Annotated in this window: 26 protein-coding genes and 1 riboswitch; of the genes, 9 read left to right on the top strand and 17 right to left on the bottom strand. The window is 71.5% G+C overall.

The features are described 5' to 3' along the window. Positions 1-94 precede the first annotated feature (94 nt). The gene (locus ACWDRB_RS22855; protein ID WP_449896614.1) at positions 95-1366 is read left to right on the top strand and encodes a PP2C family protein-serine/threonine phosphatase; all 1272 of its coding nucleotides are present in this window, start codon (positions 95-97) and stop codon (positions 1364-1366) included. Further along, positions 1366-2259 carry a 5'-3' exonuclease gene (locus ACWDRB_RS22850; RefSeq protein WP_449896957.1) on the top strand — a complete coding sequence of 298 codons (894 nt, stop codon included), beginning with the start codon at positions 1366-1368 and terminating at the stop codon, positions 2257-2259. The genes ACWDRB_RS22855 and ACWDRB_RS22850 overlap by 1 nt, the downstream gene beginning before the upstream one ends. Here ACWDRB_RS22850 and menD read toward each other — a convergent pair. Together menD and ACWDRB_RS22840 are read right to left on the bottom strand one after the other, a co-directional pair. Beyond that, positions 2256-3917 carry a 2-succinyl-5-enolpyruvyl-6-hydroxy-3-cyclohexene-1-carboxylic-acid synthase gene (gene menD / locus ACWDRB_RS22845; RefSeq protein ID WP_449896612.1) on the bottom strand — a complete coding sequence of 554 codons (1662 nt, stop codon included), beginning with the start codon at positions 3915-3917 and terminating at the stop codon, positions 2256-2258. The genes ACWDRB_RS22850 and menD overlap by 4 nt on opposite strands. Then, positions 3914-4807 carry an o-succinylbenzoate synthase gene (locus tag ACWDRB_RS22840; protein ID WP_449896955.1) on the bottom strand — a complete coding sequence of 298 codons (894 nt, stop codon included), beginning with the start codon at positions 4805-4807 and terminating at the stop codon, positions 3914-3916. The genes menD and ACWDRB_RS22840 overlap by 4 nt, the downstream gene beginning before the upstream one ends. Positions 4808-4888: 81 nt before the next feature. Here ACWDRB_RS22840 and ACWDRB_RS22835 point away from each other — a divergent pair, with 81 nt between their 5' ends. The 3 genes from ACWDRB_RS22835 (at position 4889) to ACWDRB_RS22825 (ending at position 7934) form a co-directional block, all read left to right on the top strand. After that, entirely contained in the window at positions 4889-6034 is a 1146-nt protein-coding gene (locus tag ACWDRB_RS22835; RefSeq protein WP_449896610.1) for an AMP-binding protein, read from the top strand. Between the two features lie 44 nt (positions 6035-6078). Beyond that, complete coding sequence (locus tag ACWDRB_RS22830; RefSeq protein ID WP_449896608.1) at positions 6079-6393, top strand: hypothetical protein; 315 nt, start codon at positions 6079-6081, stop codon at positions 6391-6393. A 167-nt stretch (positions 6394-6560) separates the two neighbouring features. Continuing rightward, positions 6561-7934, top strand: coding sequence for an RNA polymerase sigma factor (locus tag ACWDRB_RS22825; protein ID WP_449896606.1), 1374 nt, complete (start codon positions 6561-6563; stop codon positions 7932-7934). Between the two features lie 213 nt (positions 7935-8147). Here the strand turns inward: ACWDRB_RS22825 and ACWDRB_RS22820 are convergent, their stop codons facing one another. Continuing rightward, positions 8148-8525, bottom strand: a complete 378-nt coding sequence (locus ACWDRB_RS22820) for a hypothetical protein (protein WP_449896604.1) — start codon at positions 8523-8525, stop codon at positions 8148-8150. A 135-nt stretch (positions 8526-8660) separates the two neighbouring features. On the opposite strand from ACWDRB_RS22820, the gene ACWDRB_RS22815 reads away from it, so the two are divergent. Together ACWDRB_RS22815 and ACWDRB_RS22810 are read left to right on the top strand one after the other, a co-directional pair. After that, a complete protein-coding gene (locus ACWDRB_RS22815; protein WP_355198945.1) occupies positions 8661-9221 on the top strand; it encodes a TetR/AcrR family transcriptional regulator C-terminal domain-containing protein in 561 nt (186 codons plus the stop codon). 200 nt (positions 9222-9421) lie between these two features. Continuing rightward, positions 9422-9613, top strand: coding sequence for a DUF5999 family protein (locus tag ACWDRB_RS22810; protein WP_185074362.1), 192 nt, complete (start codon positions 9422-9424; stop codon positions 9611-9613). 1 nt (position 9614) lies between these two features. Here ACWDRB_RS22810 and ACWDRB_RS22805 read toward each other — a convergent pair whose 3' ends face one another. Continuing rightward, a complete protein-coding gene (locus tag ACWDRB_RS22805; RefSeq protein WP_364241438.1) occupies positions 9615-10205 on the bottom strand; it encodes an alpha/beta hydrolase family protein in 591 nt (196 codons plus the stop codon). 82 nt (positions 10206-10287) lie between these two features. Here ACWDRB_RS22805 and ACWDRB_RS22800 point away from each other — a divergent pair, with 82 nt between their 5' ends. Further along, positions 10288-10638, top strand: coding sequence for a hypothetical protein (locus ACWDRB_RS22800; RefSeq protein ID WP_449896601.1), 351 nt, complete (start codon positions 10288-10290; stop codon positions 10636-10638). A gap of 146 nt (positions 10639-10784) precedes the next feature. Here ACWDRB_RS22800 and ACWDRB_RS22795 read toward each other — a convergent pair whose 3' ends face one another. The 13 genes from ACWDRB_RS22795 to ACWDRB_RS22735 all read right to left on the bottom strand — a co-directional run bounded on the left by ACWDRB_RS22795 (position 10785) and on the right by ACWDRB_RS22735 (position 25400). Then, positions 10785-11582 carry a tetratricopeptide repeat protein gene (locus ACWDRB_RS22795; protein WP_449896599.1) on the bottom strand — a complete coding sequence of 266 codons (798 nt, stop codon included), beginning with the start codon at positions 11580-11582 and terminating at the stop codon, positions 10785-10787. A 49-nt stretch (positions 11583-11631) separates the two neighbouring features. Continuing rightward, positions 11632-12222 (bottom strand): hypothetical protein, encoded by a 591-nt coding sequence (locus ACWDRB_RS22790; protein WP_449896597.1) that lies wholly within the window; start codon positions 12220-12222, stop codon positions 11632-11634. A gap of 141 nt (positions 12223-12363) precedes the next feature. Beyond that, a complete protein-coding gene (gene gcvP / locus ACWDRB_RS22785; RefSeq protein ID WP_449896595.1) occupies positions 12364-15189 on the bottom strand; it encodes an aminomethyl-transferring glycine dehydrogenase in 2826 nt (941 codons plus the stop codon). A gap of 168 nt (positions 15190-15357) precedes the next feature. Further along, positions 15358-15457, bottom strand: a riboswitch (glycine riboswitch). Between the two features lie 118 nt (positions 15458-15575). Beyond that, complete coding sequence (locus ACWDRB_RS22780) at positions 15576-16196, bottom strand: MerR family transcriptional regulator (protein WP_350734655.1); 621 nt, start codon at positions 16194-16196, stop codon at positions 15576-15578. 147 nt (positions 16197-16343) lie between these two features. Then, entirely contained in the window at positions 16344-16814 is a 471-nt protein-coding gene (locus ACWDRB_RS22775; RefSeq protein ID WP_090771501.1) for a bifunctional nuclease family protein, read from the bottom strand. A gap of 132 nt (positions 16815-16946) precedes the next feature. Further along, the gene (ftsR, locus tag ACWDRB_RS22770) at positions 16947-17573 is read right to left on the bottom strand and encodes a transcriptional regulator FtsR (RefSeq protein WP_364241452.1); all 627 of its coding nucleotides are present in this window, start codon (positions 17571-17573) and stop codon (positions 16947-16949) included. Positions 17574-17646: 73 nt separating this feature from the next. After that, complete coding sequence (locus ACWDRB_RS22765; protein ID WP_185074355.1) at positions 17647-18159, bottom strand: FHA domain-containing protein; 513 nt, start codon at positions 18157-18159, stop codon at positions 17647-17649. 271 nt (positions 18160-18430) lie between these two features. Then, entirely contained in the window at positions 18431-20935 is a 2505-nt protein-coding gene (locus ACWDRB_RS22760) for a sugar phosphate nucleotidyltransferase (protein WP_449896590.1), read from the bottom strand. A 4-nt stretch (positions 20936-20939) separates the two neighbouring features. Continuing rightward, positions 20940-21521 carry a CDP-alcohol phosphatidyltransferase family protein gene (locus tag ACWDRB_RS22755; RefSeq protein WP_449896588.1) on the bottom strand — a complete coding sequence of 194 codons (582 nt, stop codon included), beginning with the start codon at positions 21519-21521 and terminating at the stop codon, positions 20940-20942. 88 nt (positions 21522-21609) lie between these two features. After that, positions 21610-22434 carry a GNAT family N-acetyltransferase gene (locus tag ACWDRB_RS22750; RefSeq protein WP_449896586.1) on the bottom strand — a complete coding sequence of 275 codons (825 nt, stop codon included), beginning with the start codon at positions 22432-22434 and terminating at the stop codon, positions 21610-21612. Then, a complete protein-coding gene (locus ACWDRB_RS22745; protein ID WP_355198959.1) occupies positions 22424-23020 on the bottom strand; it encodes a phosphoribosylanthranilate isomerase in 597 nt (198 codons plus the stop codon). Before ACWDRB_RS22745 ends, ACWDRB_RS22750 begins: the two co-directional genes overlap by 11 nt. A gap of 116 nt (positions 23021-23136) precedes the next feature. Then, positions 23137-23811 (bottom strand): response regulator, encoded by a 675-nt coding sequence (locus ACWDRB_RS22740; protein WP_192783287.1) that lies wholly within the window; start codon positions 23809-23811, stop codon positions 23137-23139. Beyond that, positions 23808-25400 carry a sensor histidine kinase gene (locus tag ACWDRB_RS22735; protein ID WP_350734663.1) on the bottom strand — a complete coding sequence of 531 codons (1593 nt, stop codon included), beginning with the start codon at positions 25398-25400 and terminating at the stop codon, positions 23808-23810. The genes ACWDRB_RS22740 and ACWDRB_RS22735 overlap by 4 nt, the downstream gene beginning before the upstream one ends. Positions 25401-25528: 128 nt before the next feature. On the opposite strand from ACWDRB_RS22735, the gene ACWDRB_RS22730 reads away from it, so the two are divergent. Continuing rightward, positions 25529-26119 carry a class I SAM-dependent methyltransferase gene (locus tag ACWDRB_RS22730; RefSeq protein WP_449896583.1) on the top strand — a complete coding sequence of 197 codons (591 nt, stop codon included), beginning with the start codon at positions 25529-25531 and terminating at the stop codon, positions 26117-26119. Positions 26120-26151: the final 32 nt, after the last annotated feature.

Genomic DNA, 26151 nt, shown 5'->3' with positions numbered 1-26151 from the left:
GAAAAGCTCTCACAACACGGCAAGCCACCGCTACACTCCGTTCAAGATTGATCACGTAGTGTAGGGTCAATTGTCCATCTTTGAAAGTGGGACCATGGTCGACGTCGCAGGCGCGGCCGAGCCGCTCGGTCACAAGAGCAACAAAGGCCACACTGACCACCCGGGCTCCGAGAACGACGCCGAGATGCTCGCCGTACGGCTGGCGCACGCCCAGCGGCTCGGCAACATGGGCTGGGCGGAATGGCACATGCACAGTGGCGAGACGATCTGGTCCGACCAGGTCTACCTGATCTTCGGCCGCGACCCGGCCGACGGCCCGATCGCCCTGCCCGACCTGGCCAAGCACGTCGAGCAGGCGGACATGGGCACGCTCGACCGGCTCCTGTGGTCGGCCGTCGAGAGCGTCGAGCCGGTCCAGGCCGAGTTCCGCATCCGCCGCCGCGGCGAGCTGCGCGACCTGCGCGTCGTCCTCGAACCCCTCATGGCCCCCGGCGGCCCCATCGGCCTGCACGGCGTCATCCAGGACATCACCGGCCGCCGCCGTGCCGAGCGCCTGATGTCGGAGTCGCGCCGCCAGCTCCTCGAGGCCCGCGAGCAGGCCGCCGAGGAGCTCCACGTCATGCTCGCCCTGCGCGAGGCCATCCTCCCCGAGCACCCCGGATGCCTCGACCTGCCGTACGCCACCATCGCGGTCCGGTACGTGCCCGCCGAGAAGACCGCGAGCCTGGGCGGCGACTGGTTCGAGGCCGCGCCCGCCCCCGACGGCCGGCTGCTGCTGGCCATCGGCGACGTCTCCGGCCACGGCCTGCCCGCCATCGCCCACATGGCCCAGCTCCGCCACGCCCTCGTCGGCCTGGCCATGACCGGCCAGCCCGCCCACCGGCTGCTCACCTGGCTGAACGACCTCGCCATGCACCAGCTCAAGGAGACCACCGCCACCGCGATCATCGGCCACCTGGATCCGGAGACCCGAGTGTTCGCCTGGGGCCAGGCGGGCAACCTGGCGCCCATCCTCGTGCGCGACGGCGTCGCCCGCCAGCTCGACCAGCCCCGCGGCGTGCTGCTCGGCGCCGCCTCGGGCCGCCCGTACGAGCTGGCCACCACCCGGCTGCTGCCCGGGGACCTGCTGCTGCTGTTCACCGACGGGCTGGTCGAGAGGCGCACCCGCGACATCGACGTCGGCCTCGACCTGGTCCTGGCCGCCGCCCGCGACGTGCCCGCCCGCGACCTGGACGCCGGGCTCGACCACCTCCTGGCCGACATCGGCGGCCCGAACCCCGAGGACGACGCCTGCCTGCTGGCGGTCTCCATACCGGCACAGAGCACGGAACCGCTCGTCAAGAGTGCGACCATAGACCCGTGCTGATGCTTCTCGACACCCCGTCGCTCTACTTCCGCGCCTTCTTCGGCATACCGGAGTCGATCAAGGGCCCGGACGGCTCTCCGGTCAACGCCGTGCGCGGACTCATCGACATGATCGCCACTCTTGTCCGCCAGCACTCCCCCACCGAGCTCGCGGCCACGATGGACGCCGACTGGCGGCCCGCCTTCCGCGTCCAGGCGATCCCGACGTACAAGGCCCACCGCGTCGCCCACGGCGACACCGAGGAGGTCCCCGAGGCGCTCGTCCCGCAGATCGCCGTCATCCAGGACGTGCTCGACGCGCTCGGCATCGCCCGCCTGGAGTCGGCCGGCTACGAGGCCGACGACGTCATCGGCACCCTCACCCACCGGGCCCCGGGCGCCGTGGACATCGTGACCGGTGACCGCGACCTGTTCCAGCTCGTCGACGATGCCCGTCCCGTACGCGTCCTCTACACCGCCCGCGGCATCCGCAACCTGCAGATCGTGGACGAGGCGTTCGTCACCGCCAAGTACGGCATCCCCGGGCGCGCCTACGCCGACTTCGCCACCCTGCGCGGCGACCCCAGCGACGGCCTGCCCGGCGTGTCCGGCGTCGGCGAGAAGACCGCCGCCGCCCTCATCACCCGCTTCGGCTCGCTCGACGCGCTGCTGCAGGCCCTCGACGCGGGCGTCACCGACGGCTTCCCCGCGGGCGCCCGCACCAAGCTGGGCGCCGCCCGCGACTACCTGAGCGCCGCCCCCGCCGTCGTCAAGGTGGCTCCCGACGCGCCGCTGCCCGACGCCGACCTCACCCTGCCCGCCAAGCCGCGCGACCCCGAGGCCCTCGTGGCCCTCGCCGACCGCCACGGCCTCGACGGCCCGCTCAACCGGCTGCTCGACGTGCTGAGCCGCTAGCTTTCCAGGTAGGAACGGAGGGCCTCCTGCGCGGCCTCGCGCAGGCGGGCGTGCATGACGACGTTCTGCTCGCGGTCGGTGCGCACCTCGACCACGCGCGGCCCCTCGCCGCGCATCGCCTTGGAAAGGTCGGAGATGTCCTCCACCAGCGTGTACGGCGTCCGCGTGGCCGCCGCCACGTAGGCGAGGTCCACCCCGTGCGGCGTGCCGAACACCCGCTCGAACGGATCGCGCACCGCCGCCTGGGGCAGCAGCGAGAAGATCCCGCCCCCGTCGTTGTTGACGACCACGAAGCACAGGTCGGGCCGGGGCTCGCGGGGCCCGAGGATCAGCCCGTTCTGGTCGTGCAGGAACGACAGGTCGCCGATCAGCGCGTAGGAGGGGCCGTTGTGCGCCAGCGCCGCCCCCATCGCCGCGGACACCACGCCGTCGATGCCGGAGGCGCCCCTGCTGGCCATCAACCTGATGCCGCGCCGCGGCCGCATCGCCTGGTCGAGGTCGCGGATCGGCATCGAGGAGCCGCAGAACAGCAGCGCGCCGTTGGGCAGCGCGTCCACCAGGTCCCTGGCCAGGCGCGGCTCGCTCGTGCCCGAGGCGTCCAGCACCGCGTCCGTGGCTGACCGGACCACCGCGTCCGCCTGCCGCCAGGCGTGCAGCCACGAGTCGTCGCCGGCCGCCACCGGGATCTCCACGGCCTGCGCCACCTGCGTGGCCGAGCGGGTGGGGTCGGGCCAGCGGCCCAGGTCGGGCGCCACCACGATGTGCTCGCCGGCCCGCTTCAGCCACGACAGCAGCGGCCTCGACAGCCCCGGCCGCCCCAGCGTCACGATCACGTCGGGCCGGTGGGTGTCCGCGAACTCCGGCATGCCCAGCAGGTAGTGGTAGGTGGAGATCGCGTGGTCGCCGTAGCGGCCGCCGCCGTTGGGCTCCGAGAGCACCGGCCAGCCCGCCATGCCCGCCGCCGCCACGTACCGGCGCACGTTGGCCGCGCCGTCGCCGACCACCAGCACGCCGCGCCTGGTCGGCGCGATGTGCAGGGCGACGGGCGGGGGCGCGACCCGGGCGCGCACCCACGGGCCGTTGCCGCCGCCGTCGAGCGGCTCGGACCAGGCGGTGTCGCCGTCGGGGATCAGCGGCTCCCTGAAGGCCAGGTTGAGGTGCACGGGACCGGGGTCGGACGGGCCCGACGCGCGCTGGTAGGCGCGGCAGGCCAGCGAGCGCCAGTAGGCGACCTGCCCGGGACGGTCCTCCGGCACCCCCACCTCGGCGAACCAGCGGGTCGACGAGCCGAACAGCTTGATCTGGTCGATCGTCTGGTTGGCGCCCGTGCCGCGCAGCTCGGGCGGCCGGTCGGCGGTCAGCAGCAGCAGCGGCACGCCCGACTCGCTCGCCTCGATCACGGCGGGGTGGAAGTTCGCGACGGCGGTGCCGGACGAGCAGATCAGCGCCACCGGCCGCTCGCCGCGCTTGGCCAGCCCCAGCGCCAGGTACGACGCCGACCGCTCGTCGATGCGCACGTGCAGGCGCACCCGCGACTCGGCGTGCAGCGCCAGCGCCAGCGGGGCGGAGCGCGAGCCGGGGGCCAGCACCACGTCGGTGAGGCCGCAGCGCACCAGCTCGTCGACCAGGACTGTGGCCAGTGCGGTAGCGGGGTTCAAAGTGACGCCTCCTGCATCCGGCGAAGCCACTGGGGAGATTCAATCTCAAAAGCCGACAAATGCTGAAAATCCACCGGGGGGCGCCGTACCGTCAGAGATCCCTCCACCGGCACCAGGGAGTCGTCCACCACGTCGCCCGCCAGCAACGCCATCGTGCCCAGCCCGCACGCGTACGGCAACGCCGACAGCGCCGCCGCCAGCGCCAGCCCCGCGGCCAGCCCGACGGACGTCTCCACGGCGCTGGAGACCACGGCGGGCAGCCCGCACGCCTCCACCACCTTGAGCGCCTCGCGCACCCCGCCGAGCGGCTGCACCTTGACCACCGCGATGTCGGCAGCCTCGGCGGCCCGCACCCGCAGCGGGTCCTCCGCCCTGCGGATGGACTCGTCGGCCGCGATCGGCACGTCGCAGGCCCGCCGCACCGCCGCCAGCTCCTCCAGCGTGGCGCACGGCTGCTCCGCGTATTCCAGGTCGAACCGGTCGAGCCGCTTCAGCCGCCGCACCGCCTCGTCCACGTCCCATGCGCCGTTGGCGTCGATCCGCAGCCGGCCGCCCGGCCCGAGCGCGTCGCGAACGGCCTCCACCCTGGCCACGTCGTCGTCGAAGGTCTGGCCCCGCTCGGCCACCTTGACCTTGGCCGTGCCGCAGCCCGAGCGCCGGACGATGTCATGGGCCTGCTCGGGCCCCACGGCGGGCACGGTCGCGTTGACGGGGACGCTGTCGCGCACCGGCTCCGGCCATCCCTCGAAGGCCGCCTCGCGGGCACACGCCAGCCAGCGGGCGCACTCGCGCGGGCCGTACTCGGGGAACGGGGAGAACTCCCCCCACCCGGCGGGACCGTGCAGCAGCACGCCTTCCCTGACGGTCTGTCCACGGAACCGGGTGCGCATGGGGATGCGGAAGACCACGGGAGAACGCGTCACGACCCTCCCTGCGCCTCTGTCCGACCTGTCGCCACTAACCTTACGAGCATGTGGAGGAACCCGTCGCATCCGGACCGTCCGCTGCATGCCATTGTGCAGCCTCCCGGACCCGCCCTGTACACGGCGATCCGCGACGCGCTGAGCGGCGAGGGCCCCGCCGTCCTCCCCCTGGCTCCGGGCCAGTCCGAGGCCGCGCTGGCCGCGCTGCGCCCCACGCACGCCGACGGCGCGCTCCAGAGCGACGGCGAGGGAGTCCCCTCCGACGTGGCGGTCGTGATCGCCACCAGCGGCAGCACCGGCGCCCCCAAGGGCGTGATGCTCTCGGCCGCCGCCCTGCGCGCCTCGGCCGCCGCCTCCCTGCGCCACGTGGCGGCCTCCAAGGGTGAGCGCTGGCTGTGCTGCCTGCCCGTCTCCCACATCGCCGGCCTCCAGGTCCTGGTACGCGCCCTGCTGTCGGAGAGCGAGCCGATCATCCACGCCCGGTTCGACCCGCACGAGGTGCTCGGCTCGGGGGCCGACCACGTCTCCCTCGTCCCCACCCAGCTGCACCGGCTGGTCGAGCTGGGGGCGGACCTGTCGGTGTTCCGCACGATCCTGCTCGGCGGCGCCGCGCCCCGGCCGGGGCTGCTGGAGCGGGCCCGGGGCCTCGGCGCCCGGATCGTGACGACGTACGGGATGAGCGAGACGTGCGGCGGCTGCGTCTACGACGGCCGGCCCCTTCACAACGTGGAGGTCAAGATCGGCGAGGACGGGCTGATCAGGATCGCCGGCGCGGTGCTGTTCTCCGGCTACCGCTTCGGCGCCGCCGACCCGTTCGACGGCGACTGGTTCCGCACCTCCGACCTGGGCGAAATGGCCGGCGGCCGGCTGCGCGTGCTGGGCCGGGCCGACGACGTGATCAACACCGGCGGCGAGAAGGTGGTGGCCGCCGCCGTGGCCCAGGTGCTCGGCACCCACCCGGAGGTGGCCGATGTGGCCGTGATCGGCACGCCCGACGCCGAGTGGGGCGAACTGGTCACCGCCATCGTGGTGCCCGCCAATCCCGACACGCCACTCACGCTTCCTCAATTGAGGGCGTTCTGCCGCGATAGGCTTCCCCCTCATGCCGCCCCGCGCAGCCTGCGCCTGGTGCCCCAGCTGCCGCTGCTGCCGAACGGGAAGACCGACTTCGTCCGGCTCCGGGCAGGAACCTGATGAGTTGCGGCTGCGTCTTAGTTGGGGAGAGGGAGGGAGCCTTCATGGATCAGACCCGCAAGATGTGGGCATCCGCGGCCGTCGTCGGCGCCATCGTCGTCGGAGGCGCCTCAGTCGCGGCGGCCGCCTCGGCGGGCAAGCTCGACCAGGTCGCGAAGGAGACCCGAGCCGTGGTGGAGAAGGCACCGCCGACTTCGAGCCCGACGCCCACGACCAGCGACGGCGGCATCGTGGTCTCCCGCGATGTCAACCCCGACCCCGGCGCGGTCGTCGACTACTGGACGGACCAGCGTCTGCAGGACGCCCAGCCGATGCCCATGCCCGAGGTGTCGCCCGGGGAGATCAAGATCCGGGAATAGGACTGACGGGAGGGGCGGTTCGTCTATCGGGCGATCCGCCCCTTTTTCGTCCCACCGGGAACAAATGACAGCGATTGGCGTTATTGATACTGGTGCGCCGTGCGGACCGAAGCCGCCCCACCACAACCTGCCTGATCGCTTCGACTCCGTACGGAGGAGGTGTCCTCATGCCCAGAACCGCCGTAGCGACCCCATCTGCGACTCTCGACCAACTCATTGAACGAGGGCGAGCCCAGGGTCACCTTTCTCTCGCGGAGCTGCGTGACGCGTTCGCCGACGCCGGCATCAGCCCCTCTGAAGGCCGCACGATCCTGCGCGAGCTCTCGGAGAGCGGTGTGAGCCTGGCCGCCGAGAACGAGCCGTCTCTCAGCAAGACCGCCCCGAAGAAGACCCCCAGGAAGCCCGCGCGTGCAAAGACTACCGGCCGCAAGGCGGCGGAGGCAAAAACCGCCCCGTCCAGGAACGGCACGGTGAAGAGCGCCCCGGCCAACGCCACCGAGGCGGCCGCCAAGGCCGTGACCCGCCCCGAGCCCAAGCCGGAGCACGAGGAGGACGTGCCGGAGGACCTCGAGCTGAGCGCCGAGGACTCCGAGATCGAGAACGAGCAGATCGACCTGGACGACACCCAGTCGGCCATGGGCGACTCCGTGCACACCTACCTCAAGTCCATCGGCCGCCGCACGCTGCTCACCGCGGCGCAGGAGGTCGAGCTGGCCCGGCGGATCGAGGCGGGCCTGTACGCCGAGTACAAGCTGGAGACCGAGCCCGACCTGTCCGTCTCCGCCCAAGATGACCTCCTCCTGGTGATCGAGGACGGCAAGCGGGCCAAGGACCACATGCTGGAGGCCAACCTCCGGCTCGTGGTGTCGGTCGCCAAGAAGTACACCGACCGCGGCATGTCGCTGCTGGACGTGGTCCAGGAGGGCAACCTGGGGCTGATCAGGGCCGTGGAGAAGTTCGACTACACCAAGGGCTTCAAGTTCTCCACGTACGCCATGTGGTGGATCAGGCAGGCCATCCAGCGTGGTTTCGCCGACTCGGCCCGTACGATCCGGCTGCCCGTGCACGTGCTGGAGATGCTGTCCAAGCTGTCGCGCGTCGAGCGTGACATGCACCAGCGCCTGGGGCGCGAGCCCACGCCCGAGGAGCTGGCCGTCGAGCTGGACAAGACGCCCGACCAGATCGAGGAGCTGCTGCGTACCAGCCGCCAGCCGATCTCGCTCAACGCCACGATCGGCGAGGACGGGGAGACCACGATCGGCGACCTCATCGAGGACGTGGACTCGCCCGAGGCTTCGGAGATCGTCGACCGTCAGCTGCTGGGTGACCAGCTGCGCGGCGTGCTCGAGAATCTCTCGCCCCGGGAGGCGAGGATCATGGCGCTCCGCTTCGGCCTGGTGGACGGCAAGCCCCACACGCTGGACGAGATCGGCAAGCACCTGGGGCTGACCCGGGAGCGGATCCGCCAGCTGGAGAAGGAGTCGCTCTCCAAGCTCCGCCACCCCAGCAACACCCGCCCGCTGCTGGACTGGGCGAGCTGAAAACCGAAGCCCCGGCACAACGAGGGAGGCTGTGCCGGGGCTTCTTCATGCCCGTGTTCATGCCCGTGGGTTTTATGCCCGTGGGTTTATGCCCGTGGGTTTATGCCCGTGGGTTTTATGCCCGTGGGTTTTATGCCCGTGGGTTTATGCCCGTGGGTTTTATGCCCGTGGGTTTATGCCCGTGGGTTTTATGCCCGTGGGACGGGCAGGGCGTCAGAGGGTCGCGGGCACCGGGCGCGGCACGCGCGGGATCCCCCACATCCGGTTGTCCTCGCGCAGCGTGCGCAGCCGGTCGACCTCGGCCGTCCACATCGACCCGGCGGGCGTCGCCTTGGCCTTGCGGCGCGCGATCCGGTCGTCGTAGGCCTTCACCCCGAACGTGGCCCGCTGCCCCGCCTCGGCGGCGCGCAGGGCGTCGGTCAGCGCGCGGTCGAAGGCCCGCCCTGCTGCCATCAGCTCGATCTCATCCGCCGCCGCGGCGCGCAGCACACGCAGCGTCTCCTCGGCTTCCCGGGCCTTGTCGAGCAACTCGGGGAAGCTCTTGGAGATCTCCTGGTCCGCGTGGTAGCGAACCTCGGCCTCACGGCTCACCCGCGGACGGAAAAACGCCATCGACCCTGCCCTTTCACACTGCCGGTACTCGTTCAACCGCCAAGGGTACGCCGTCGTACGACACAGCGGGAAATCGACCCGGCGCGACCGGCTTTACGAAGTAAGATGATCTCCATGCCCGCCAAGAGACCGCCCGTACCGCTCTCCCGCGAGCGCATCATCGAGGCCGCACTCCACATCGCCGACAGCCAGGGCCTGCGCCGGCTCACCATGCGCCGTCTGGGCGACGCCCTGGAGGTGGAGGCCATGGCCATCTACCACCACCTGCCCAGGGGCAAGGAGGCGCTGATGGACGCCCTGGCCGAGCACGTCACCGCGGTCCGCGTCGAGCAGGCGGCCACCTGGCAGGAGACGGCCAAGGCCTGGTGCCGGGCGGGGCGGGAGCTGCTGCGCGAGCATCCGGGCGTGCTGGCGCTGGCCCTGACCAAGCCCCCCAAGGGCGCCACGGCCATCGCCATCAGGGAGCAGACCGAGCAGCTCGCCGACGGCGGGCTGACCGACGCCGCGGAGGCCGTACGGGCGCTGAGAGCCTTCGTCTTCGGCAGCGTGGCCGTCGAGGTGCAGCAGTCGGGCTGGGCCGATCCTGAGGTTGATGAATGGGTCAGGCGGGACGAAAGGGCCGATATCGATTTCGAGCGCGGACTCGACGCTCTGCTCAAGGGATTGCAAACGTAGTGCGCGTGTCGCGCTTGGACCGTTATCCTGCATACGGCACGCTGTGTCGAAGGTCACACGAACGGGGATCCCTTCTGTAACAGTCCTGATGGACTATGTCCGGGAGTGTGACATCCGTCGCACACTTGCCAGAACAATTACCCGAGCCGGCTCCCGCCCCTCCCAACGGGAGCATCCCACGAGATATCGGAGGCACGCCGATGTGCCCGCACGACCCGGCCTGTCCGGATGCCGAGGCGCCCGACCGCGAGAAGGCACGCACTCTCGCCTGCCACCCCGAACAGGGGTGGAGCCTGCTCTGCAACGGTGTCGTCCTGTTCGAGGACACCGGGGAGCTGCTGCCCAGCGGCGCCGCCATCGCACCACACCGACCCGTGGTCGGCGCGGCGTGAACTAGGCGTAGTGGACTATCCACTCCGCCACGACCTCGCCCACTCGGGCGGGGTCCTTCTTGAGGTCGTGTCCCTCCCCCGGCAGCACCACCAGGCGTGCCGCGTCAGCGGCGTCCGGCACGCCGAACGGATCCCGGTCCCCGTTGACCACCAGCACGTCCACTCCGGCGCCGCGTAGCTCGTCGGCCCTGGAGCGTTCCGGCTTCCCGGGCGGGTGCAGCGGAAAGGCCAGCGCCACCACGGCCGCCGCGCCGACCGCCCCGGCCGTACGGCAGGCGACCCGCGCCCCGTTGCTCCGCCCTCCCTGCACCAGCGGCAGCCCCGGCCAGAGCGTACGCACCTCCTTGAGGACGATCTCCCACGCCTCGTCCTGTTTGACCGCCGACCCCGGTGCCCGCGCCCCCGCCACCCTGAACGCCTGCGTCACCCTGGCCACGACGGCCCCGGCCTCGATCGCGGCGTCCCGTACGGCGAGCAGGTCGGGAGCGTCCACTCCCCCGGCCGAACCGTGGGTGAGCACCAGCAGCAGCCGCGGGTCCGCCACCTCGTCCACCTGGACGAGCGCGGGCCCTCGCGGGGTCATGACCTCCATGCCAGCACCGTACCTGGGGAGGATCGCGCCTTAGCCCTCAGGTTGGATGACGGCGTGGCGCCGGCGATGGATGATTGCTGTCATGCCAGATAAGCGCCCCATCCGGGATGATCTCCAGGCGACCCTGGACGCCCGCCGGGACCTCGGTCCCGAGTACGAAGCCGCGCTCGTCGAGTCGTTCGTGGAGCGGCTCGACGCCACGATCTCCGCCCGCGTACGTTCCGAGCTGGACCACCACGGCGCCACGCCGCACCGGCAGAAGAGCCCTCCGGGCGCGGCGATGATCCCGATCGCGCTGGGCTCGCTGGGCATCGGCATCCCCTTGACGGCCATCGCGGCCGGCAACGCGGGGCTGGTGGGGCTGACGATCGCGTGGATCGCGATCGTGGTCATCAACGTGGCCTCGGCCGCGGCCATCATGCGCCGCAACTGACCCCGGCGGAAACGCGGCGGAAACCCGGCGGAGGCCTACGGGAGCGCCCCCGCCCTTTCCCCTGCCCGGACGCCTCTCTCCGGTCGGGGGCGCCGAACGGGCTCAGCAGTCGGGTGTGCGTCAGGCGGGCACAGCCGGCCGGCGCGTCAGGCGTCGCGGTGGTAGCGGAGGCGGACCTCGGCGGCGAGGGTCTCGTCCTCGTGCTCCAGCCCGTACGACCACACCCGCCCCGCGTCGTCGGCGCGCCCCCGCAGCGGCAGCGTCCGGGCCAGGAGCTCGATGGCCAGGGCGCTGGTCTGCGGGTCCGCCCCGTACTCGACGGTCTCCGCGAACTCCGCGCAGGCCAGCTCCAGATGCGTGATCCCGAGCTGGACCCGCAGCCCCGGCACCTCCTCGGCCGGTGCGTATTCCAGCGCGTCCAGGAGCACATCGGCCGCCGCCCCCGGCTCCCCGTGCTCCAGCAGCAGGTCGGCCAGCTCCTGGGCCGCCCGCGCGCCGACGCCCGGGTCGCCGCCCTCCATGGCGGCCCGCAGCTCCTTCTCGGCCTCGTCCAGGTCGCCGACGGCCGTCGCGAGCCGGGCCAGCGCGAGGTGGGCAAGCGGCACATATGCGGCCGTTCCGACCCCCAGGACGGCCTGCCAGGCGGCCCTGGCCTGCTCGGCGCGGCCCTCCCGTTCGAACCCCTGGGCCAGGTGACAGGCGGCCTGGGCGGCGTACTCGGGGTGCCCGGTGGCCAGTGCGGCCCTGGCGGCGGCCCTGGCGGCCTCCACGTCGCCGCGCTCCTCCAGCACCACGGCGAGCCCCACCGCGGCCTGGGCCCGATCCGGGCCGTGGGGGTCGGCGGCCAGCTCGGCGAGGATGGCGGCGGCGCCGTCGAGATCACCGCGTTCGGCCAGGCGGCGGGCGGCGTCGAGGGGCGGGGTCTCCAGCTCTGAGGACGTCAAGAGAGCTCCTTCTGGCGACGGTCGCACCGAGCCTAACCATTTCTGTCGATCATGTCTGCTCAGTTGACGCGGAAGGACTGACCGGCTTCGGACCCCTGCGCAGCAGCAGGCGGACGGTCCTGATCATGACCAGCCCGAACGCGAGCTGGAACACCGCCTGCCCCACCACCAGCGGCCCTTCGGCCAGCACGACCGACACGCCGGCGGCCACCCCGGCGGCCACCTGTAAGCCGACCAGCATCGCCCCGGTGGACGCCCACGACACCATGCGCACCGCCAGCACCAGCTCGTGCAGGAACAACGCCGCCCCGAACGACCTGTGAACCCAGTGCACGCCGCTCCCGAGGGTGTAAGGCGTGAGCAGGATCCCGACCAGCAGCACCGCGAACGAGTCCCCGGCCACCGCCACGAACCGCGGCGCGGGGAGGGCGGGCGCGGCGGCCCGCAGCGCTCTCCGGGTGTAGAGGGCCGCGCCGAGGAACCCGACGGCGTACGGGACGACCGTGCGCCAGTGGACGCCGAAGTCGCTCATCCCGCAGTTGAAGGAGAGGCACCCGGGCATGATCACCAGGCAGACGGTCAGCCCGGATAACAGGGACACCTGCCCCTTGACCAGGTCGCCCACCACGCCGTCGCCCATCACCGGCCTCCCAGCCGATGATCCCACGCCAACCCGACCCCCGCGATGCCCGCTTCCGGCGCCCGACGCGGGCATGCGACGCCGAGGGGCAACCGGACGGACGACGGACGCCCGCCCGGCAGAAGAGCCCGCGGGGAGCTCCTAGTCCTCGTAAGCCTCCAGCGGCGGGCAGGAGCAGACCAGGTTCCGGTCCCCGTAGGCCTGGTCGATCCGGCGCACCGGCACCCAGTACTTCCCGTCCCGCACCGACGGCAGCGGATAGGCGGCCTCGCCGCGCGTGTACGGGTGGGTCCACTCGTCGGCGCTGACCGACTCGGCCGTGTGGGGCGCGTTCCGCAGCGGGTTGTCCGCCGGGTCGTAGGCCCCCGACGCCACCTTGTCGATCTCGCCGCGGATGGCGATCAGCGCGTCCACGAACCGGTCGAGCTCCCCGAGGTCCTCGCTCTCGGTCGGCTCGATCATCAGCGTCCCCGCCACGGGGAACGACATGGTCGGCGCGTGGAAGCCGTAGTCGATGAGCCGCTTGGCGACGTCGTCCACGGTGACCCCGGTCTCCTTGGTGATCTGCCGCAGGTCGACGATGCACTCGTGGGCCACCAGCCCGCCGCGCCCCGTGTAGAGCACGGGGAAGTGCGGGGCGAGCCGCCTGGCCAGGTAGTTGGCCGACAGGATGGCCTGCTCGGTGGCCGCCGTGAGGCCCTCGGAGCCCATCATCCTGATGTACGCCCACGAGATCGGCAGGATCCCGGCCGAGCCGTACGGGGCCGCCGATACGGGGCCCACCGGCGTGCCGTCGTGCAGCGGGTGGCCGGGCAGGAAGGCCGCCAGGTGGCCGCGGACCGCGACGGGGCCGACGCCCGGTCCGCCGCCGCCGTGCGGGATGCAGAACGTCTTGTGCAGGTTGAGGTGGGACACGTCGGCCCCGAACTCGCCCGGCTTGGCCAGCCCGACCAGCGCGTTGAGGTTGGCCCCGTCCACGTAGACCTGGCCGCCGGCCTCGTGCACCTTGGCGCACACCTCGGTGATCGTCTCCTCGTACACGCCGTGCGTCGAGGGGTACGTCACCATGATCGCGGCCAGCGCGTCACGGTGCTTGTCGATCTTGGCGTCGAGGTCGGCCAGGTCCACGTTGCCGTCGGAGTCGCAGGCCACGACCACGACCCGCATGCCCGCCATGATCGCGCTGGCGGCGTTGGTGCCGTGGGCGGAGGACGGGATGAGGCAGACGTCGCGCTCGCCGTGGCCGTTGGCGCGGTGGTAGGCGCGGATGGCCAGCAGTCCGGCGAACTCGCCCTGCGAGCCGGCGTTCGGCTGGATGGAGACGCGGTCGTAGCCGGTCACCTCGGCCAGCCAGCCCTCCAGCGTGCCGATCAGCTCGCGGTAGCCCTCGACCTGGTCGTCCGGCGCGTACGGGTGGATCGCGGCGAACTCGGGCCAGGTGATCGGCTCCATCTCGGTGGTCGCGTTCAGCTTCATCGTGCAGGAGCCGAGCGGGATCATGGAGCGGTCGAGCGCGATGTCCTTGTCCTGCAGCTTGCGCAGGTAGCGCAGCATGGCGGTCTCGGAGCGGTGGCTGTGGAAGACCGGGTGGGTGAGGTAGCCGGACTCGCGCGCCAGCGAGGCGGGCAGCGCGTCCGCGTCCAGGGCCACGTCGGCCCGCTCGACGCCGAAGGCGGCCCACACCTTGGCGACCTCGGCGGCGCCGGTCTTCTCGTCGCAGGAGATCGACACGTGGTCGTCGTCGACCCGCCAGAGGTTCACGCCCTGCTCGACGGCGGCGGCGACCACCTCGGCGGCCCGGCCGGGCACGCGTACGAGCACGGTGTCGAAGAACTCGCGGTGCACGACCTCCAGGCCCGCCTGGCGCAGCCCGCCGGCCAGGGCCACGGCGTGGCGGTGCGCCCGGTGGGCGATCCGGCGCAGCCCCTCGGGGCCGTGGTAGACGGCGTACATGCTCGCGATGACGGCGAGCAGCACCTGCGCGGTGCAGATGTTGCTGGTGGCCTTCTCGCGGCGGATGTGCTGCTCGCGGGTCTGCAGGGCCAGCCGGTACGCGGGGTCGCCGTCGGCGTCCACCGAAACGCCCACCAGGCGGCCGGGGAGCTGGCGCTGCAGGCCCTCGCGTACGGACATGTAGGCCGCGTGCGGCCCGCCGAACCCGAACGGCACCCCGAACCGCTGCGAGGAGCCGATCGCGATGTCGGCGCCCAGCTCGCCGGGCGCGGCCACGAGGGTGAGGGCCAGCAGGTCGGCGGCGGCCACGACGAGCGCGCCCGCCTCGTGCGCGGCGGCGGCCACGACGCGGAAGTCGCGCAGCCGCCCGGACGCGCCCGGGTACTGGACGAGCACGCCGAAACACTCGGGCAGCCCGCCCTCGAGGGAGTGCTCCACCAGCGTGATGCCCAGGGGCTCGGCCCTGGTGGCGAGCACGGCCTTGGTCTGCGGCAGCGCGTCGGCGTCCACCACGAACACGCTGCTCTTGGACTTGCCCGAGCGGCGGGCCAGGGTCATCGCCTCGGCGGCGGCCGTGGCCTCGTCGAGGAGGGAGGCGCCCGCGACGGGCAGGCCCGTCAGGTCGGAGACGACGGTCTGGAAGTTCAGCAGCGCCTCGAGGCGGCCCTGCGAGATCTCCGGCTGGTACGGGGTGTAGGCGGTGTACCAGCCCGGGTTCTCCAGCAGGTTGCGCCGGATGACGGCGGGGGTGATCGTGTCGTGGTAGCCCAGGCCGATCATGGAGGTGAGCACGCGGTTGCGCCCGGCCAGGGCGCGCAGCTCGGCGATGGCCTCGGCCTCGCCGACGGCGGCGGGCAGCTGGAGCCGGTCCTTGGCCCTGATGGCCTCGGGGACGGCCACGGCCACCAGATCCGCCACGGACTCGAAGCCCACGGCCTCGAGCATGCGCTGCTGCTCGGTCGCGGATGGGCCGATGTGCCTGGACGAGAACGGCGGAGCTGACAGGTCGGTCATGGACAGTGCCTCCCGAGGCTATGGAGACCGGCGCCGTGGCGCGGGCGAGTGCCGGATCTCCCCCTCTGTCAGCGCGGCGACGCCGCGACCTGAGAGCTTCACCCCGGGAATGGGGCTTGCACCGTCGGTGAGGCGCGCCTGGCGGGCGCGCCTGCTTTCCAGAGTTGCCTCACCCGAGCGGTACAGGGTGCCTGAGAGATTCCGGGGAGGGTTGCTCCTTCGGCGCCCTGAGACCCGCGGGTCCCAGGGACTCTCCCGCACGGGGTCGTCAGCCTTGCTGTCCTAGATTACAACCCTCCGCGTTACGCATGAATTTCCCCGTCGATGCGTTATGTGCGGATTGCCCGGTGGGCCGCGTCCGGCGGCCCACGGCAGAAGGGGGTGTGCTAGCTGAGGCGCCGCGCGCGGCGACGGCGGGCGAGCTCGTCAGCGGGGTGGTCGGCCGGGACGCTGTCCTCGACCGCCGCTCGTTCCCCCGGCAGCTCCGCGAGGGAGCCCTCGACCTCTCGCCAGACCCGGCCGAGCGCGATGCCGAACACGCCCTGACCGCCTTGGAGCAGGTCTATCACCTCGTCGGCCGAGGTGCACTCGTAGACGCTGACGCCGTCGCTCATGAGCGTGATCTGCGCGAGGTCGGCGACCCCGCGGTCACGCAGATGCTGGACGGCCGTACGGATCTGCTGCAGCGACACCCCGGTGTCGAGGAGCCGCTTGACGACCTTGAGCACCAGGATGTCCCGGAAGCTGTAGAGCCGCTGTGAGCCCGAGCCCTGCGCGGCTCTTATCGTGGGCTCCACGAGGCCCGTGCGCGCCCAGTAGTCGAGCTGCCTGTAGGTGATGCCGGCCGCCGCGCAGGCCGTCGGCCCGCGGTAACCGATGTCCGCCGGCAGCGACGCCGGCTGTTCGTCGAAGAGCAGGCCCTGCTCTCCGGCACGCTGCCGCGCGCTCTCGCGCCGAACCGGATCTTCCTGGCCGGCCGTCTTTCCCTCGCCGCTGCTGACCGCCACGCGGACCTCCGGCTTTCTCTCATCCCGCGGCCTGATCTGGGGGTTCGTAAAGGGCGACCACGGGTTTCACTTGCACCGTAGGACCGTGACCATGCTCAGTCAACGATCCGGCTCGGCGCGTCGTGAAGCGTAAATGCACCGAAATACCTACCCCGCCCTGCCGAAGTCTTCGGGAGTGATCGTGTCAAGGAACTCTCTGAACTTCTCCACCTCGTCTTCCTGGTCGTCCGGGATGATCACCCCGGCCTCCTGGACGACCTCCTCGCTGGCGAAGATGCGTGCTCCGGTGCGCAGGGCGAGCGCGATCGAGTCGGACGGCCGCGCGCTCACCTCCACGCCGTTGGAGAAGACCAGGTCGGCGAAGAAGATGCCGTCGCGCAAGGCGACGATGTTGACCGCTCGCAGGCCGACGCCCAGAGCGCTCAGCACGTCTCGGAAGAGGTCGTGGGTGAGCGGACGCGGCGGTGGCTCCTCCGCTTGGGCCAGCGCGATGGCCGTCGCCTCGGTCATGCCAATCCATATAGGAAGGAACCGCTCCCCGTGTGCCTCCTTGAGCAAGACGATCGGCTGATTTGTGGGCATTTCAACTCGAACGCCCACGACCTCCATCTGCAACACGGGCTGCTCCGTATTCCTGACCGGTCACCCGGCACAGCTATTTGCGGGTCGCTACTGCTGACTGGCTACTGCAATTCAACGTAACACCCGGCGGGCATGGAATGCGCCTCCGCCTCCCAGCTCGCCAGGGTCTCAACGCCCCAGTACGGACCGGATCCCCGACCGCACAAGGGATGCGTGCAGGTCGAGCAGGAGTGTGGAAAGCTCCCTGGCGACCTCGTCGGCCTCCCCGATGGCGCCGGGGGCCCGCCGTTTGAGTATGGGCGCGACCGCCTGCTCGACGAGCCCGCACTCGCGCTCGGCCGCGGCCTTGACCGCCCGCAGGTGGCGGGCGCGCAGGCCGAAGCGGGCCAGCGCGCCGATGCTGCGGGCCACGTTGAGCGCCTCTTCGTCGTAGCGCCTGGCCACCGGGGCGAGCAGGCCGTAGTCCTCGAGCTCGGTGAGCGTCTCGTCGTCGATCTCCGCCGCCTCGAGCAGCTCGGCCCGGCTGAGCCGGACCTCCGTCTTCTCCTGTACGGCGCGCGGACGGCCGAAGCTCTCGGCCATCCTGTCCTTGATCACCCGCAGCGGCAGGTAATGGTCGCGCTGCTCGCGCAGGATGAAGCGCAGCTGCTCCACGTGCAGGTGAGTGAACTTGCGGTAGCCGGACGGGCTGCGCTCGGGCTCGATCAGCCCCTCACCCTCCAGGAAGCGGATCTTGGAGATCGTCACATCGGGGAACTCGCCCTGCAGGAGCGCGAGCACCTCCCCGATGCTCATGTGAGAGCGTGCCGCCTGGGAGGTCATATGACCTCCCGGGACGGCGCGTCCACGAGTCGCTCGCTCGGCTCGATCATGCGCCGGCGTGGGTCCGCATCAGGAAGACGAGGCGGAACTTGCCGATCTGCACCTCGTCTCCGGAGTGCAGGGGAACCTCCTCGATGCGTTCCCTGTTGACGTAGGTGCCGTTGAGGCTGCCCACGTCACGCACAGAGAACTGACCGCCGGGGTGGCGGTAGAACTCGACGTGGCGGCGGGAGACCGTGATGTCGTCGAGGAAGATGTCGCTCTCCGGGTGGCGCCCGGTCGTGGTGAGGTTCTTGTCCAGCCGGAAACGGCTCCCCTGGTTGGGGCCCCTGGTCACCGTGAGCAGCGCCGTGCCGGGCGGCAGCTGCTCGACCAGAGCCCGCTCCGCCAGGAGCATGTCGCCTGCCTCAGCCTCGTATGCCTCGATTCCCGCGATGGAGATCGTCGACGTGGTGTCCCCGGAGACCTCGGGTCTGGTCAGCGGTGACCCACAGCGGGAACAGAAACGGGCATCCTCGGGGTTGGCGTGCCCGCACTGCGTGCAGTAGACGCTCGGCATCGATCGGCTCGGCCTCCTACCGCGAAGACGCGGCGACGGTGCTCAAAGACGCGCCTCGCTTCGCTTTTTCAAGTTTGCGAATGCCGCAAGATACGCTGATCAGCGGCAAAGGTCAAGGCGGGGCACTGGACTGTGGTTTGGACGCAGACAAAGTTACCGCCGCTTCCGCCCCGTGGTCCATGCCGCCGCGCGTTTCTACATTACGATCTTGCGGCACTGTCTGGGCACGTCAACCCTAATGGCTTTTTTCCTCACCCTCCGCGACGATTGTTCACATGGCGGCCTGCTCCACGATGCGGGCCCACCGTTCGAGCAGGGCCTGGGCGCCGTCCATGTCACCCGCCTCGGCCCACAAATCGGTCACGGGCTCGGTGGCCGCGGGCAGCACGAGCACCCAGCTCCCGTCGTCGTGGGCCACCCGCACGCCGTCGGTGGTGTCGACGCGCCGGCCCTCGTGCTCGGCCTCCGCCGTCTCGATGACCGAGCGCATGACGGCCCCCTTGGCCGCCCACGGCGTGGGGATCGTGCGCTTGAGCATCTTGACCTCGGGGATCCTGGCGTCGATCTGGCTGAGCGACAGGCGGGTGCGGGCCACCAGCCCGAGCAGGCGCATGAACGAGGCCAGCCCGTCGATGGCAGGGCTGAACTCCGGCACCACGAAGCCGCCGCGCCCGTCCGCCGCGAAGATCATGTCGGGGCCGGCGGCGGCCGAGGTGAGGGCGTCGAGCGCGGTGGAGGTCCACTGCACCTGTACGCCGTGGAAGCGGCAGACCTGCTCGGCGACCCTGGTCGTGGTGACCGGCAGGGCCACCTGACCGCCCCTGCGCTCGGCGGCGACGAGGTCGAGGACGACGAGCAGGGAGCGTTCGTCGTTGATGAGCTGGCCCATCTCGTCCACGAGGGCGATGCGCTCGCCCACCGGGTCGAAGCGGACCCCGAACGCCGCCCGTGACGAGCTGACCAGCTCCGACAGGCGCTGCAGGTCGCGGCGGCGCTCGGCGAGCGTCTCGGTGGGCGAGATGTCGTCGAGGCGGGCGTTGACGGTGAGCACCTCGACCCCGACGCGGCCGAGCAGCGTGGGCAGCACCAGCGAGGAGGTGCCCCCCGCGCAGTCCACGACGACCTTCATGTCCCTGACGTCGCCCACGTCCACGTGCCGCAGGAGCTCGTGGGTGTAGTCCTCGACGGCCCTGGCCGGATACGTGAGCTCGGCGATCTCCCCCGGGAACGCGCGCCGGAACTCCTGCCGGGAGAAGACCCGCTCCAGCTTGCGCTGCGCGGCCGGGGGCAGGTCGGCGCCGCGGCCGTCCATGATCACGATGTCCACGCTCTGCGGGTCGCCCGGGGTGGTGCGCAGGGTGATGCCGCCCGCGGCCGACTCGCGGGCCGTGTGGAAGCGCGTGACCGGCAGCGGGGCGGCCTCCAGGTCCAGGACGTTGATCGCGCCCGCGGTGAGCGCGCCGATGACGGCCCGCTTGAGCGCCCTGGCGGCCAGGGAGCAGTCGCGGGAGGTGACGACGTACTCGCCCTTCTTGAGCGTGGTGGCGTACGCGCTGGCCAGCCGGACGCACAGCTCGGCGGTGATCTCGACGTTGACCAGGCCGCTGACGCCCCTCGGGCCGAACAGGTTGCGCTGGCCGCGCGACTCCCAGATGACGCTGGTGTTGACGACCGCGCCGGCCTCGATGGTCTTGAACGGGTAGACCTTGACGCCGCTGGAGACGTACGCCTCGGGCTCGATGACGCACTCGTCGCCGATGACGGCGTTCTCCTCGATGCGGGCGCCGGCCATGATGTCGGTGCTCTTGCCGATGACGCAGCCGCGCAGGTGGGCGCCGGGGCCGAGGTAGACGTTGTCGTGGACGACCGCGCGGTGCAGGAAGGCGCCCTCGCGGACGACGGCGTTGTTGCCGAGCACGGTGTACTCGCGCAGCTCGGCGCCCGCCTCGACCTTGGCGTAGTCGCCGATGAGCAGCGGGCCCTTGAGCACGGCGTCGGGGTCGACCGAGGCCGAGTCGGCGACCCAGACGCCCGGCGAGAGCTCGAAACCGCCGATCTCCAGGTCGACCCGGCCGGACAGGGCGTCGGCCTGGGCCTTGAGGTAGCTGTCGTGGGTGCCGACGTCCTCCCAGTAGCCGTCGGCCACGTAGCCGTAGATGGCGGCGCCGCTGTCGAGGAGGGCGGGGAAGACGTCGGAGGACCAGTCGACGGGCTCGCCCGCGGCGACGGCGGCGAGGACCTCGGGCTCCATGATGTAGATGCCGGTGTTGACGGTGTCGGAGAAGACCTGGCCCCAGGTGGGCTTCTCGAGAAAGCGCTGAACGCGTCCCCCGTCGTCCACGATGATGATCCCGAATTCGAGAGGGTTCGGGACGCGCTTGAGGCCGATTGTCACAAGTGCCGAATTTTCACGATGAAACCGGATCATGTCGGTTAAATCGATATCCGTCAGGGCGTCGCCGGAGATCACCAGGAAACGGTCGTCGCGGAGCCGGTCCTCGGCGTTCTTGACGCTGCCCGCCGTGCCGAGGGGCACGTCCTCGGTGGCGTACTGGAGGCTCATGCCGAGCTCGTCGCCGTCGCCGAAGTAGTTGCGGACGAGCGCCGCCAGGAACTGGAGCGTGACCACCGTCTCGGTGATGCCGTGGCGCTTCAGCAGGCGCAGCACGTGCTCCATGATCGGGCGATTGACCACGGGCAGCAGGGGCTTGGGCTGGTTGGCGGTCATGGGACGCAGCCGAGTTCCCTCTCCGCCTGCCATGACGACCGCCTTCACCCGATCACTCCTTTTTGGCCGAGGTTACGAGTTGCAGCACCTGTACCACATACAACACGCCTGCCCACCAGTACAGGCCCGTTCCCCAAAGCGCGAATGCCCACCCGACAATTCGTGCTATATCGGCATACCACCCCGTATGGGAGGCAAGGAAGAGGAGAGGGAAGGCGTACATGAGGTTGAACATGGCAGCCTTGCCCAGGTAATGCACCTGAAGTGCCTTGTAGCCATGTTTGCGAAGTACGGGGATGAAACAGGCGACGAAGAGTTCGCGCCCCAGGATGACCACGACCAGCCACCACGGGATCACGTCGCGTAGCAGCAGACCGATGATGGTGGCGAAGACGTAGAGCTTGTCGGCGGCGGGGTCGATGATCCGGCCGAGCCTGCTGGTCTGGTTGAAGGCGCGCGCGATCTTTCCGTCGAGCCAGTCCGTGAAACCGGCCACCGCGAGGACCGCGATGGCCCATCCGTCCGCCTTGGGCCCGAGAACCAGCCAGAGGAAGACGGGGACGCCGAGGAGTCGCAGGAAGCTCAGCAGGTTGGGAACCGTCCAGATACGGTCCTCGGCGGAAGTTTCGCTCACGAGCAGACCCTACTGCGTGGAACTCTGACACAGCGGTCCCGCATGGGGCGCTCACATTTCCGCCCTTCCCGCCCACCCCGGAGTGAGGTCAGGTGCGCAAGAAGGCGTGGGTGCGGCCCAGCGCCTCGAAGCCGAGCTTGGCGTAGAAGTCCTTCGGCCAGTCGGCCGCGTCGGCCACCAGGAAGATCAGCTCGGCCTCCGCCGCCTTGGCGAGCAGCGCGGTCATGAGGGCGCGCGCGTGCCCCTTGCCCCGATGATCCGCGCCGGTGAAGACGCTCTCGATCTGGGCCACGCCGCCGTGCTCGTACAGGTCGGCCCTGGCGGCGACCTCCCCGTCCGGGGCGCGTACCCCCCAGAAGCTCACCGCGTCGGCGCCGCGCAGCCGGCCCTCCACCCGCAGGGCGAGCCTGTCGATCACCTCGTCCGGCGCCTGCGGCAGCGTGTGGCGCCAGTCGCGCCGCAGCACCGGCAGCAGCTCGGCCAGGGAGAGCTGCCCGGCCGGCGCGGAGCCGGGCGGGGTCGCGCCGCGGAAGGCCATGATCAGGTTCGTCTCGTGCTCGTAGCCGGCGGCGAGGAACGCGGGCGCGAGCGCCGTACCGAGCCGGTCGTCGTCCACGCACACCAGCCGGTGCTCCCGCTCCGCGAGCACCTCGTCGGCCGCCCGCAGCAGCCGCTCCGCCGCCTCCCGGGCCTCCTCCGGCGTCTCCGGGACCGGCCCGGGGCCGACGATGAGCTTGTTGTCGTCGTGGGAGCCGGGATAGCGCCCGTCGATCACCGCGAACCCGCCCGGGACGGTCACCTCCCGCGGCGCCCTGCGACGCGCGAAGGCGTGCTGGAAACCCACCGCGCGAGCCAGGTCCGCGGCGCCGGTGTCCAGGTCCGCGTCCAGGTCCGCGGCGGGCTCAGCCGGCACGCCGCGCCGCTTCGAGGAACGCCCGGATGAGCGCCGAGTCCTTCACCCCGGGCGAGGTCTCCACGCCGCTGGACACGTCGACGCCCCACGGGGCGGCCGCCGCGATCGCCTCCGCCACGTTCGACGGGGCGAGCCCGCCGGCCAGCAGCCACTGCCCCGACGCGCGGCCGCGGACGGCCGCCCAGTCCCACGCCTGCCCGGATCCGGCGTGCGGCGCGTCCACGAGGAGCAGGTCCTCGTCGTAGGCCCCGCAGCGCAGGTCGGCCTCCGCGTCGACGGCCCTGATCAGCCGGAGGCCGAGGTCCTTGAGCGCGGTGAAGTCGCCGTGCGGGTGCTTGCCGTGCAGCTGGATGGCTCGTACGCCGGACGCCAGCGCCGCCGCGCGCACCGTGTCAGGGTCCTCGCCGCGGAACACCCCCACGGTCAGCACATGGGCGGGCACCAGCGCGGCCAGCTCCGCGGCCCGCTCGGGCGCGATCCTGCGCGGGCTCCGGGTCATGACGAACCCGATCGCGTCCGCGCCCGCCTCGACGGCGGTGGTCACATGCTCGGGCTCGCTCAACCCGCAGATCTTCACATACACCACACCCCCGACCCTAGCGGCGGCGGGGGCCACCGGTGACCATGCCCACGCCGGTCCACCCGGAGGATGAGCGGCCGTCCCCCGTCCGGCGGACGAGCGGGGCGGGGTCAGGGGCGGGGTCAGGGGCGCGGCAGGCGTACCGGGCGGAAGGAGGCGTCCACGAGGCCGGTGCGGTGGGCCACGACGGCGGCCTGGATGCGGTTGCGCAGCCCCAGCTTCTCCATGGCCGCCGCGATGTGGGTCTTGACCGTAGTCACGCCCACGTGCAGTTCCTCCGCGATCTCCGCGTTGGACAGCCCGGTGCCGACCAGGGCGAGCACCTCCAGCTCGCGTTCGGTCAGCCCGGCGGGCGGGGGTGCGGCGGCCTGCTCCTCGGCGTCCAGGAACCGCTCCACGACCCGGCGCAGCACTGACGGCGCCAGGAGCTGCTCCCCCGCCGCCGCCCGGCGCACGGCGTCCACCATGCGCTCCGGTTCGTCGTCCTTGACCAGGAATCCGACCGCGCCTGCCCGCAGCGCCGCGTACACGTTGGCGTCCTCCGCGAACGTCGTCAGCACCACGATCCGGGCGCCCGGCCGGGCGGCGAGCACGCGTTTGATCGCCTCCAGCCCGTCGACCCTGGGCATGCGCAGGTCCATGAGGATCACGTCCGGCAGGTGGCGCTCGGCCAGGCGGACCGCCTCGGCCCCGTCCACGGCCTCCCCCACGACCTCCATGTCGCCCGTGGCCTGCAGCAGCATCCGCACGCCCGCCCGTACGAGCGCCTGGTCGTCGGCCACCAGCACACGGATCATGCGACGCTCCTGGCCGGGAGGCTGGCGGCCAGGAGCCAGCCGCCCTCGCCGTCGGGCCCGGCGGAGAGGGTGCCGCCGAGGGTGCGGACGCGTTCGCGCATGCCGGCCAGGCCGCGCCCGGACGAGGGCAGGCGCTCGACGACGGTGGGCGGGCGGCCGTTGCGGATCCGTACGGACAGGCCCTCCGCCGAGGGGGTGACGCTGACCCGGACCTCGGTGCCGGGGCCGGCGTGTTTGAGCACGTTCGTGAGTCCTTCCTGGACGATGCGGGCGGCGGAGGCCCTGGCGATGAGGGGCGCCCGGTCGGTGGCGGGGTCGAGTTCGAGGTCGACGACGAGCCCGGCGGCGGCCATGCGTTCGGCGGACTCGCGGACCACGTCGGCGGGGTTGGCCAGCAGGTCGGGCTGGCGTTCGGGGTCGCGCAGCAGGTCGAGCAGGTCGCGCAGGTCCTGCAGCACCTGGTGTCCCGTCTCGCGGATGTCGGTGAGCGCGTCGGCGACGGGGCCGTCGGGGGCGGTGTAGCGGGCGGCGCTGGCCCGCAGGACCATGGCGCCCACGTGGTGGGCCACGATGTCGTGCACGTCGCGGGCGATGCGCTCGCGTTCGGCGAGCTGGTCGGCGCGCACCTGGGCGACGGCCGCGCGGGCCGCCTCCTCCGCGCGCAGCCGCTCGGCGGCCGCCGCGGCCTGCCGCATGCCGAGGTAGCGGCCGATGGCGATCGGCGTGGCCACCAGCGTCATGAGGATCCCGACGCGGAACGGCGTGGTCTGGGTCTCCTGTCCGACGACGGCGATCGCGGTCAGCATGCAGCCGGCGGCGTAGGCGATGATCGTCCACGCCCAGGAGGTCACCCGCATCGCGAACACGCCGATCGCGATGAGCGTGAGGATCACGCAGGTGTTGACGACCTGGTTCAGATAGGTGTCGGCGGAGACGAGCAGCGCGCCCTGCAGCAGGAGCACCACTCCGGGCAGCCGCCGGGCGATGCCCAGCGACAGGCCGCCGACCACGGCGAGCAGGCCGACCACCCAGACGGGCTGGGTGCCCGCGTGCCAGGAGGTCCAGGTGCTGAGCACGGTGATCGCCACCCCGCCCGCCGCCAGCAGCGCGTCGGGGGTGACGTCCCGCTCCTCCAGCGGCCCCGCCGAGCCGCGCAGGTAGGCCCCGAGCACGGCCGGGAAGACCGCCAGGAAGACCGAGTACACCCAGGTGTTCATGACGACCGGGATGCCGGGGTCGACGATGTTCAACGCGGTCGCGACCATCGCGGCGGCCACGGCGAGCACGGTGCCCCGCCAGCCGGAGCGGTATCCCACGACTCCGAGCGCCACGCAGACCAGGATCTGCGCCGTGTTGGATGTGAACGACCCGAGCTGGTCGGTCACCACCAGGAGCCCGGCCAGGTAGAGCGCGACGGGCACCGGCCGGCGCCGGACGAGCCCCATGGGCAGGCCCACCAGCAGCGCCATCGGGATGTTCATCTCGGCGGGCAGGTATCTGGTGTCGCCCGCGTGCGCCGTCGTCAACAGGTCCAGGCCCACACCTGAGACCGCGAGCAGGACATCCAGCGGCAAACCACGCCAACGCATGGACTCACGGTATCCGTGGAGCTTGTCGGCGGGGGTCCTCCTTGCGGAGGACCCCGTCTCCTCCAAGTGGCCGGAGGTCCGCCCGGAGGGCGGAGCGTCCACCCGCGATCTTGCCTTAGGTTCGGGGCATGCCCAACGACTCCGCACTTTTTCTCGGCCAGTTCTTCCGGGCGCCGACCACGATCGGGGCGGTCGCCCCCAGTTCGCGGTGGCTGGCCTCGGCTGTCTGCGCCCCGATCCCCGAGCGCGGCGAACCGACCGTGGTCGAGCTCGGCCCGGGCACCGGCCCGTTCACGGCGGAGATCCAGCAGCGGCTGGGCGGGCGTGGCCACCACCTGGCCGTGGAGGTCAACGAGACCATGGCGCGGCTCCTGGCGGCCCGGTTTCCGGCCGTCGACGTGGTGAACGCCGATGCGGCGCGGCTGGGTGAGTTGCTGGCCGAGCGCGGGTTGCAGCAGGCGGACGTGGTGGTGAGCGGGTTGCCGTGGGCGGCGTTCCCGCAGGAGTTGCAGCATGCGCTGCTGAGTACGGTGACGTCGGTGATGAGCCCTGGTGCGGCGTTCACGACGTTCTCCTACATTCACGCCATCCCGCTGAGCTCGGCGCGCCGGTTCCGGGCGCTGCTGGCCGAGCGGTTCGAGGAGGTCGTGCCGGGGCGTACGGTGTGGCGCAACACTCCGCCCGCCTTCGTCTTCCACGCGCGCCGGCCCCGCCCATAAGAGGGCCCGTAAATCTCCGGCAAAGCTTCGGC

It is taken from the genome of Nonomuraea sp. NPDC003707, assembly GCF_053587055.1.
This window is presented reverse-complemented; position numbering and strand designations above follow the sequence as displayed.

Excerpts from the sequence above, each read along its gene's own strand:
- ACWDRB_RS22810 (WP_185074362.1), top strand. The coding sequence starts at position 9,422 with ATGTGCCCGCACGACCCGGCCTGTCCGGATGCCGAGGCGCCCGACCGC.
- ACWDRB_RS22805 (WP_364241438.1), bottom strand. The coding sequence starts at position 10,205 with ATGGAGGTCATGACCCCGCGAGGGCCCGCGCTCGTCCAGGTGGACGAG.
- ACWDRB_RS22815 (WP_355198945.1), top strand. The coding sequence starts at position 8,661 with ATGCCCGCCAAGAGACCGCCCGTACCGCTCTCCCGCGAGCGCATCATC.
- ACWDRB_RS22735 (WP_350734663.1), bottom strand. The coding sequence starts at position 25,400 with ATGCGTTGGCGTGGTTTGCCGCTGGATGTCCTGCTCGCGGTCTCAGGT.
- ftsR (WP_364241452.1), bottom strand. The coding sequence starts at position 17,573 with ATGAGCATCGGGGAGGTGCTCGCGCTCCTGCAGGGCGAGTTCCCCGAT.
- ACWDRB_RS22855 (WP_449896614.1), top strand. The coding sequence starts at position 95 with ATGGTCGACGTCGCAGGCGCGGCCGAGCCGCTCGGTCACAAGAGCAAC.
- ACWDRB_RS22850 (WP_449896957.1), top strand. The coding sequence starts at position 1,366 with ATGCTTCTCGACACCCCGTCGCTCTACTTCCGCGCCTTCTTCGGCATA.
- ACWDRB_RS22765 (WP_185074355.1), bottom strand. The coding sequence starts at position 18,159 with ATGCCGAGCGTCTACTGCACGCAGTGCGGGCACGCCAACCCCGAGGAT.
- ACWDRB_RS22800 (WP_449896601.1), top strand. The coding sequence starts at position 10,288 with ATGCCAGATAAGCGCCCCATCCGGGATGATCTCCAGGCGACCCTGGAC.
- ACWDRB_RS22730 (WP_449896583.1), top strand. The coding sequence starts at position 25,529 with ATGCCCAACGACTCCGCACTTTTTCTCGGCCAGTTCTTCCGGGCGCCG.
- ACWDRB_RS22840 (WP_449896955.1), bottom strand. The coding sequence starts at position 4,807 with ATGCGCACCCGGTTCCGTGGACAGACCGTCAGGGAAGGCGTGCTGCTG.
- ACWDRB_RS22740 (WP_192783287.1), bottom strand. The coding sequence starts at position 23,811 with ATGATCCGTGTGCTGGTGGCCGACGACCAGGCGCTCGTACGGGCGGGC.
- gcvP (WP_449896595.1), bottom strand. The coding sequence starts at position 15,189 with ATGACCGACCTGTCAGCTCCGCCGTTCTCGTCCAGGCACATCGGCCCA.
- ACWDRB_RS22825 (WP_449896606.1), top strand. The coding sequence starts at position 6,561 with ATGCCCAGAACCGCCGTAGCGACCCCATCTGCGACTCTCGACCAACTC.
- ACWDRB_RS22830 (WP_449896608.1), top strand. The coding sequence starts at position 6,079 with ATGGATCAGACCCGCAAGATGTGGGCATCCGCGGCCGTCGTCGGCGCC.
- ACWDRB_RS22835 (WP_449896610.1), top strand. The coding sequence starts at position 4,889 with ATGTGGAGGAACCCGTCGCATCCGGACCGTCCGCTGCATGCCATTGTG.
- ACWDRB_RS22790 (WP_449896597.1), bottom strand. The coding sequence starts at position 12,222 with ATGGGCGACGGCGTGGTGGGCGACCTGGTCAAGGGGCAGGTGTCCCTG.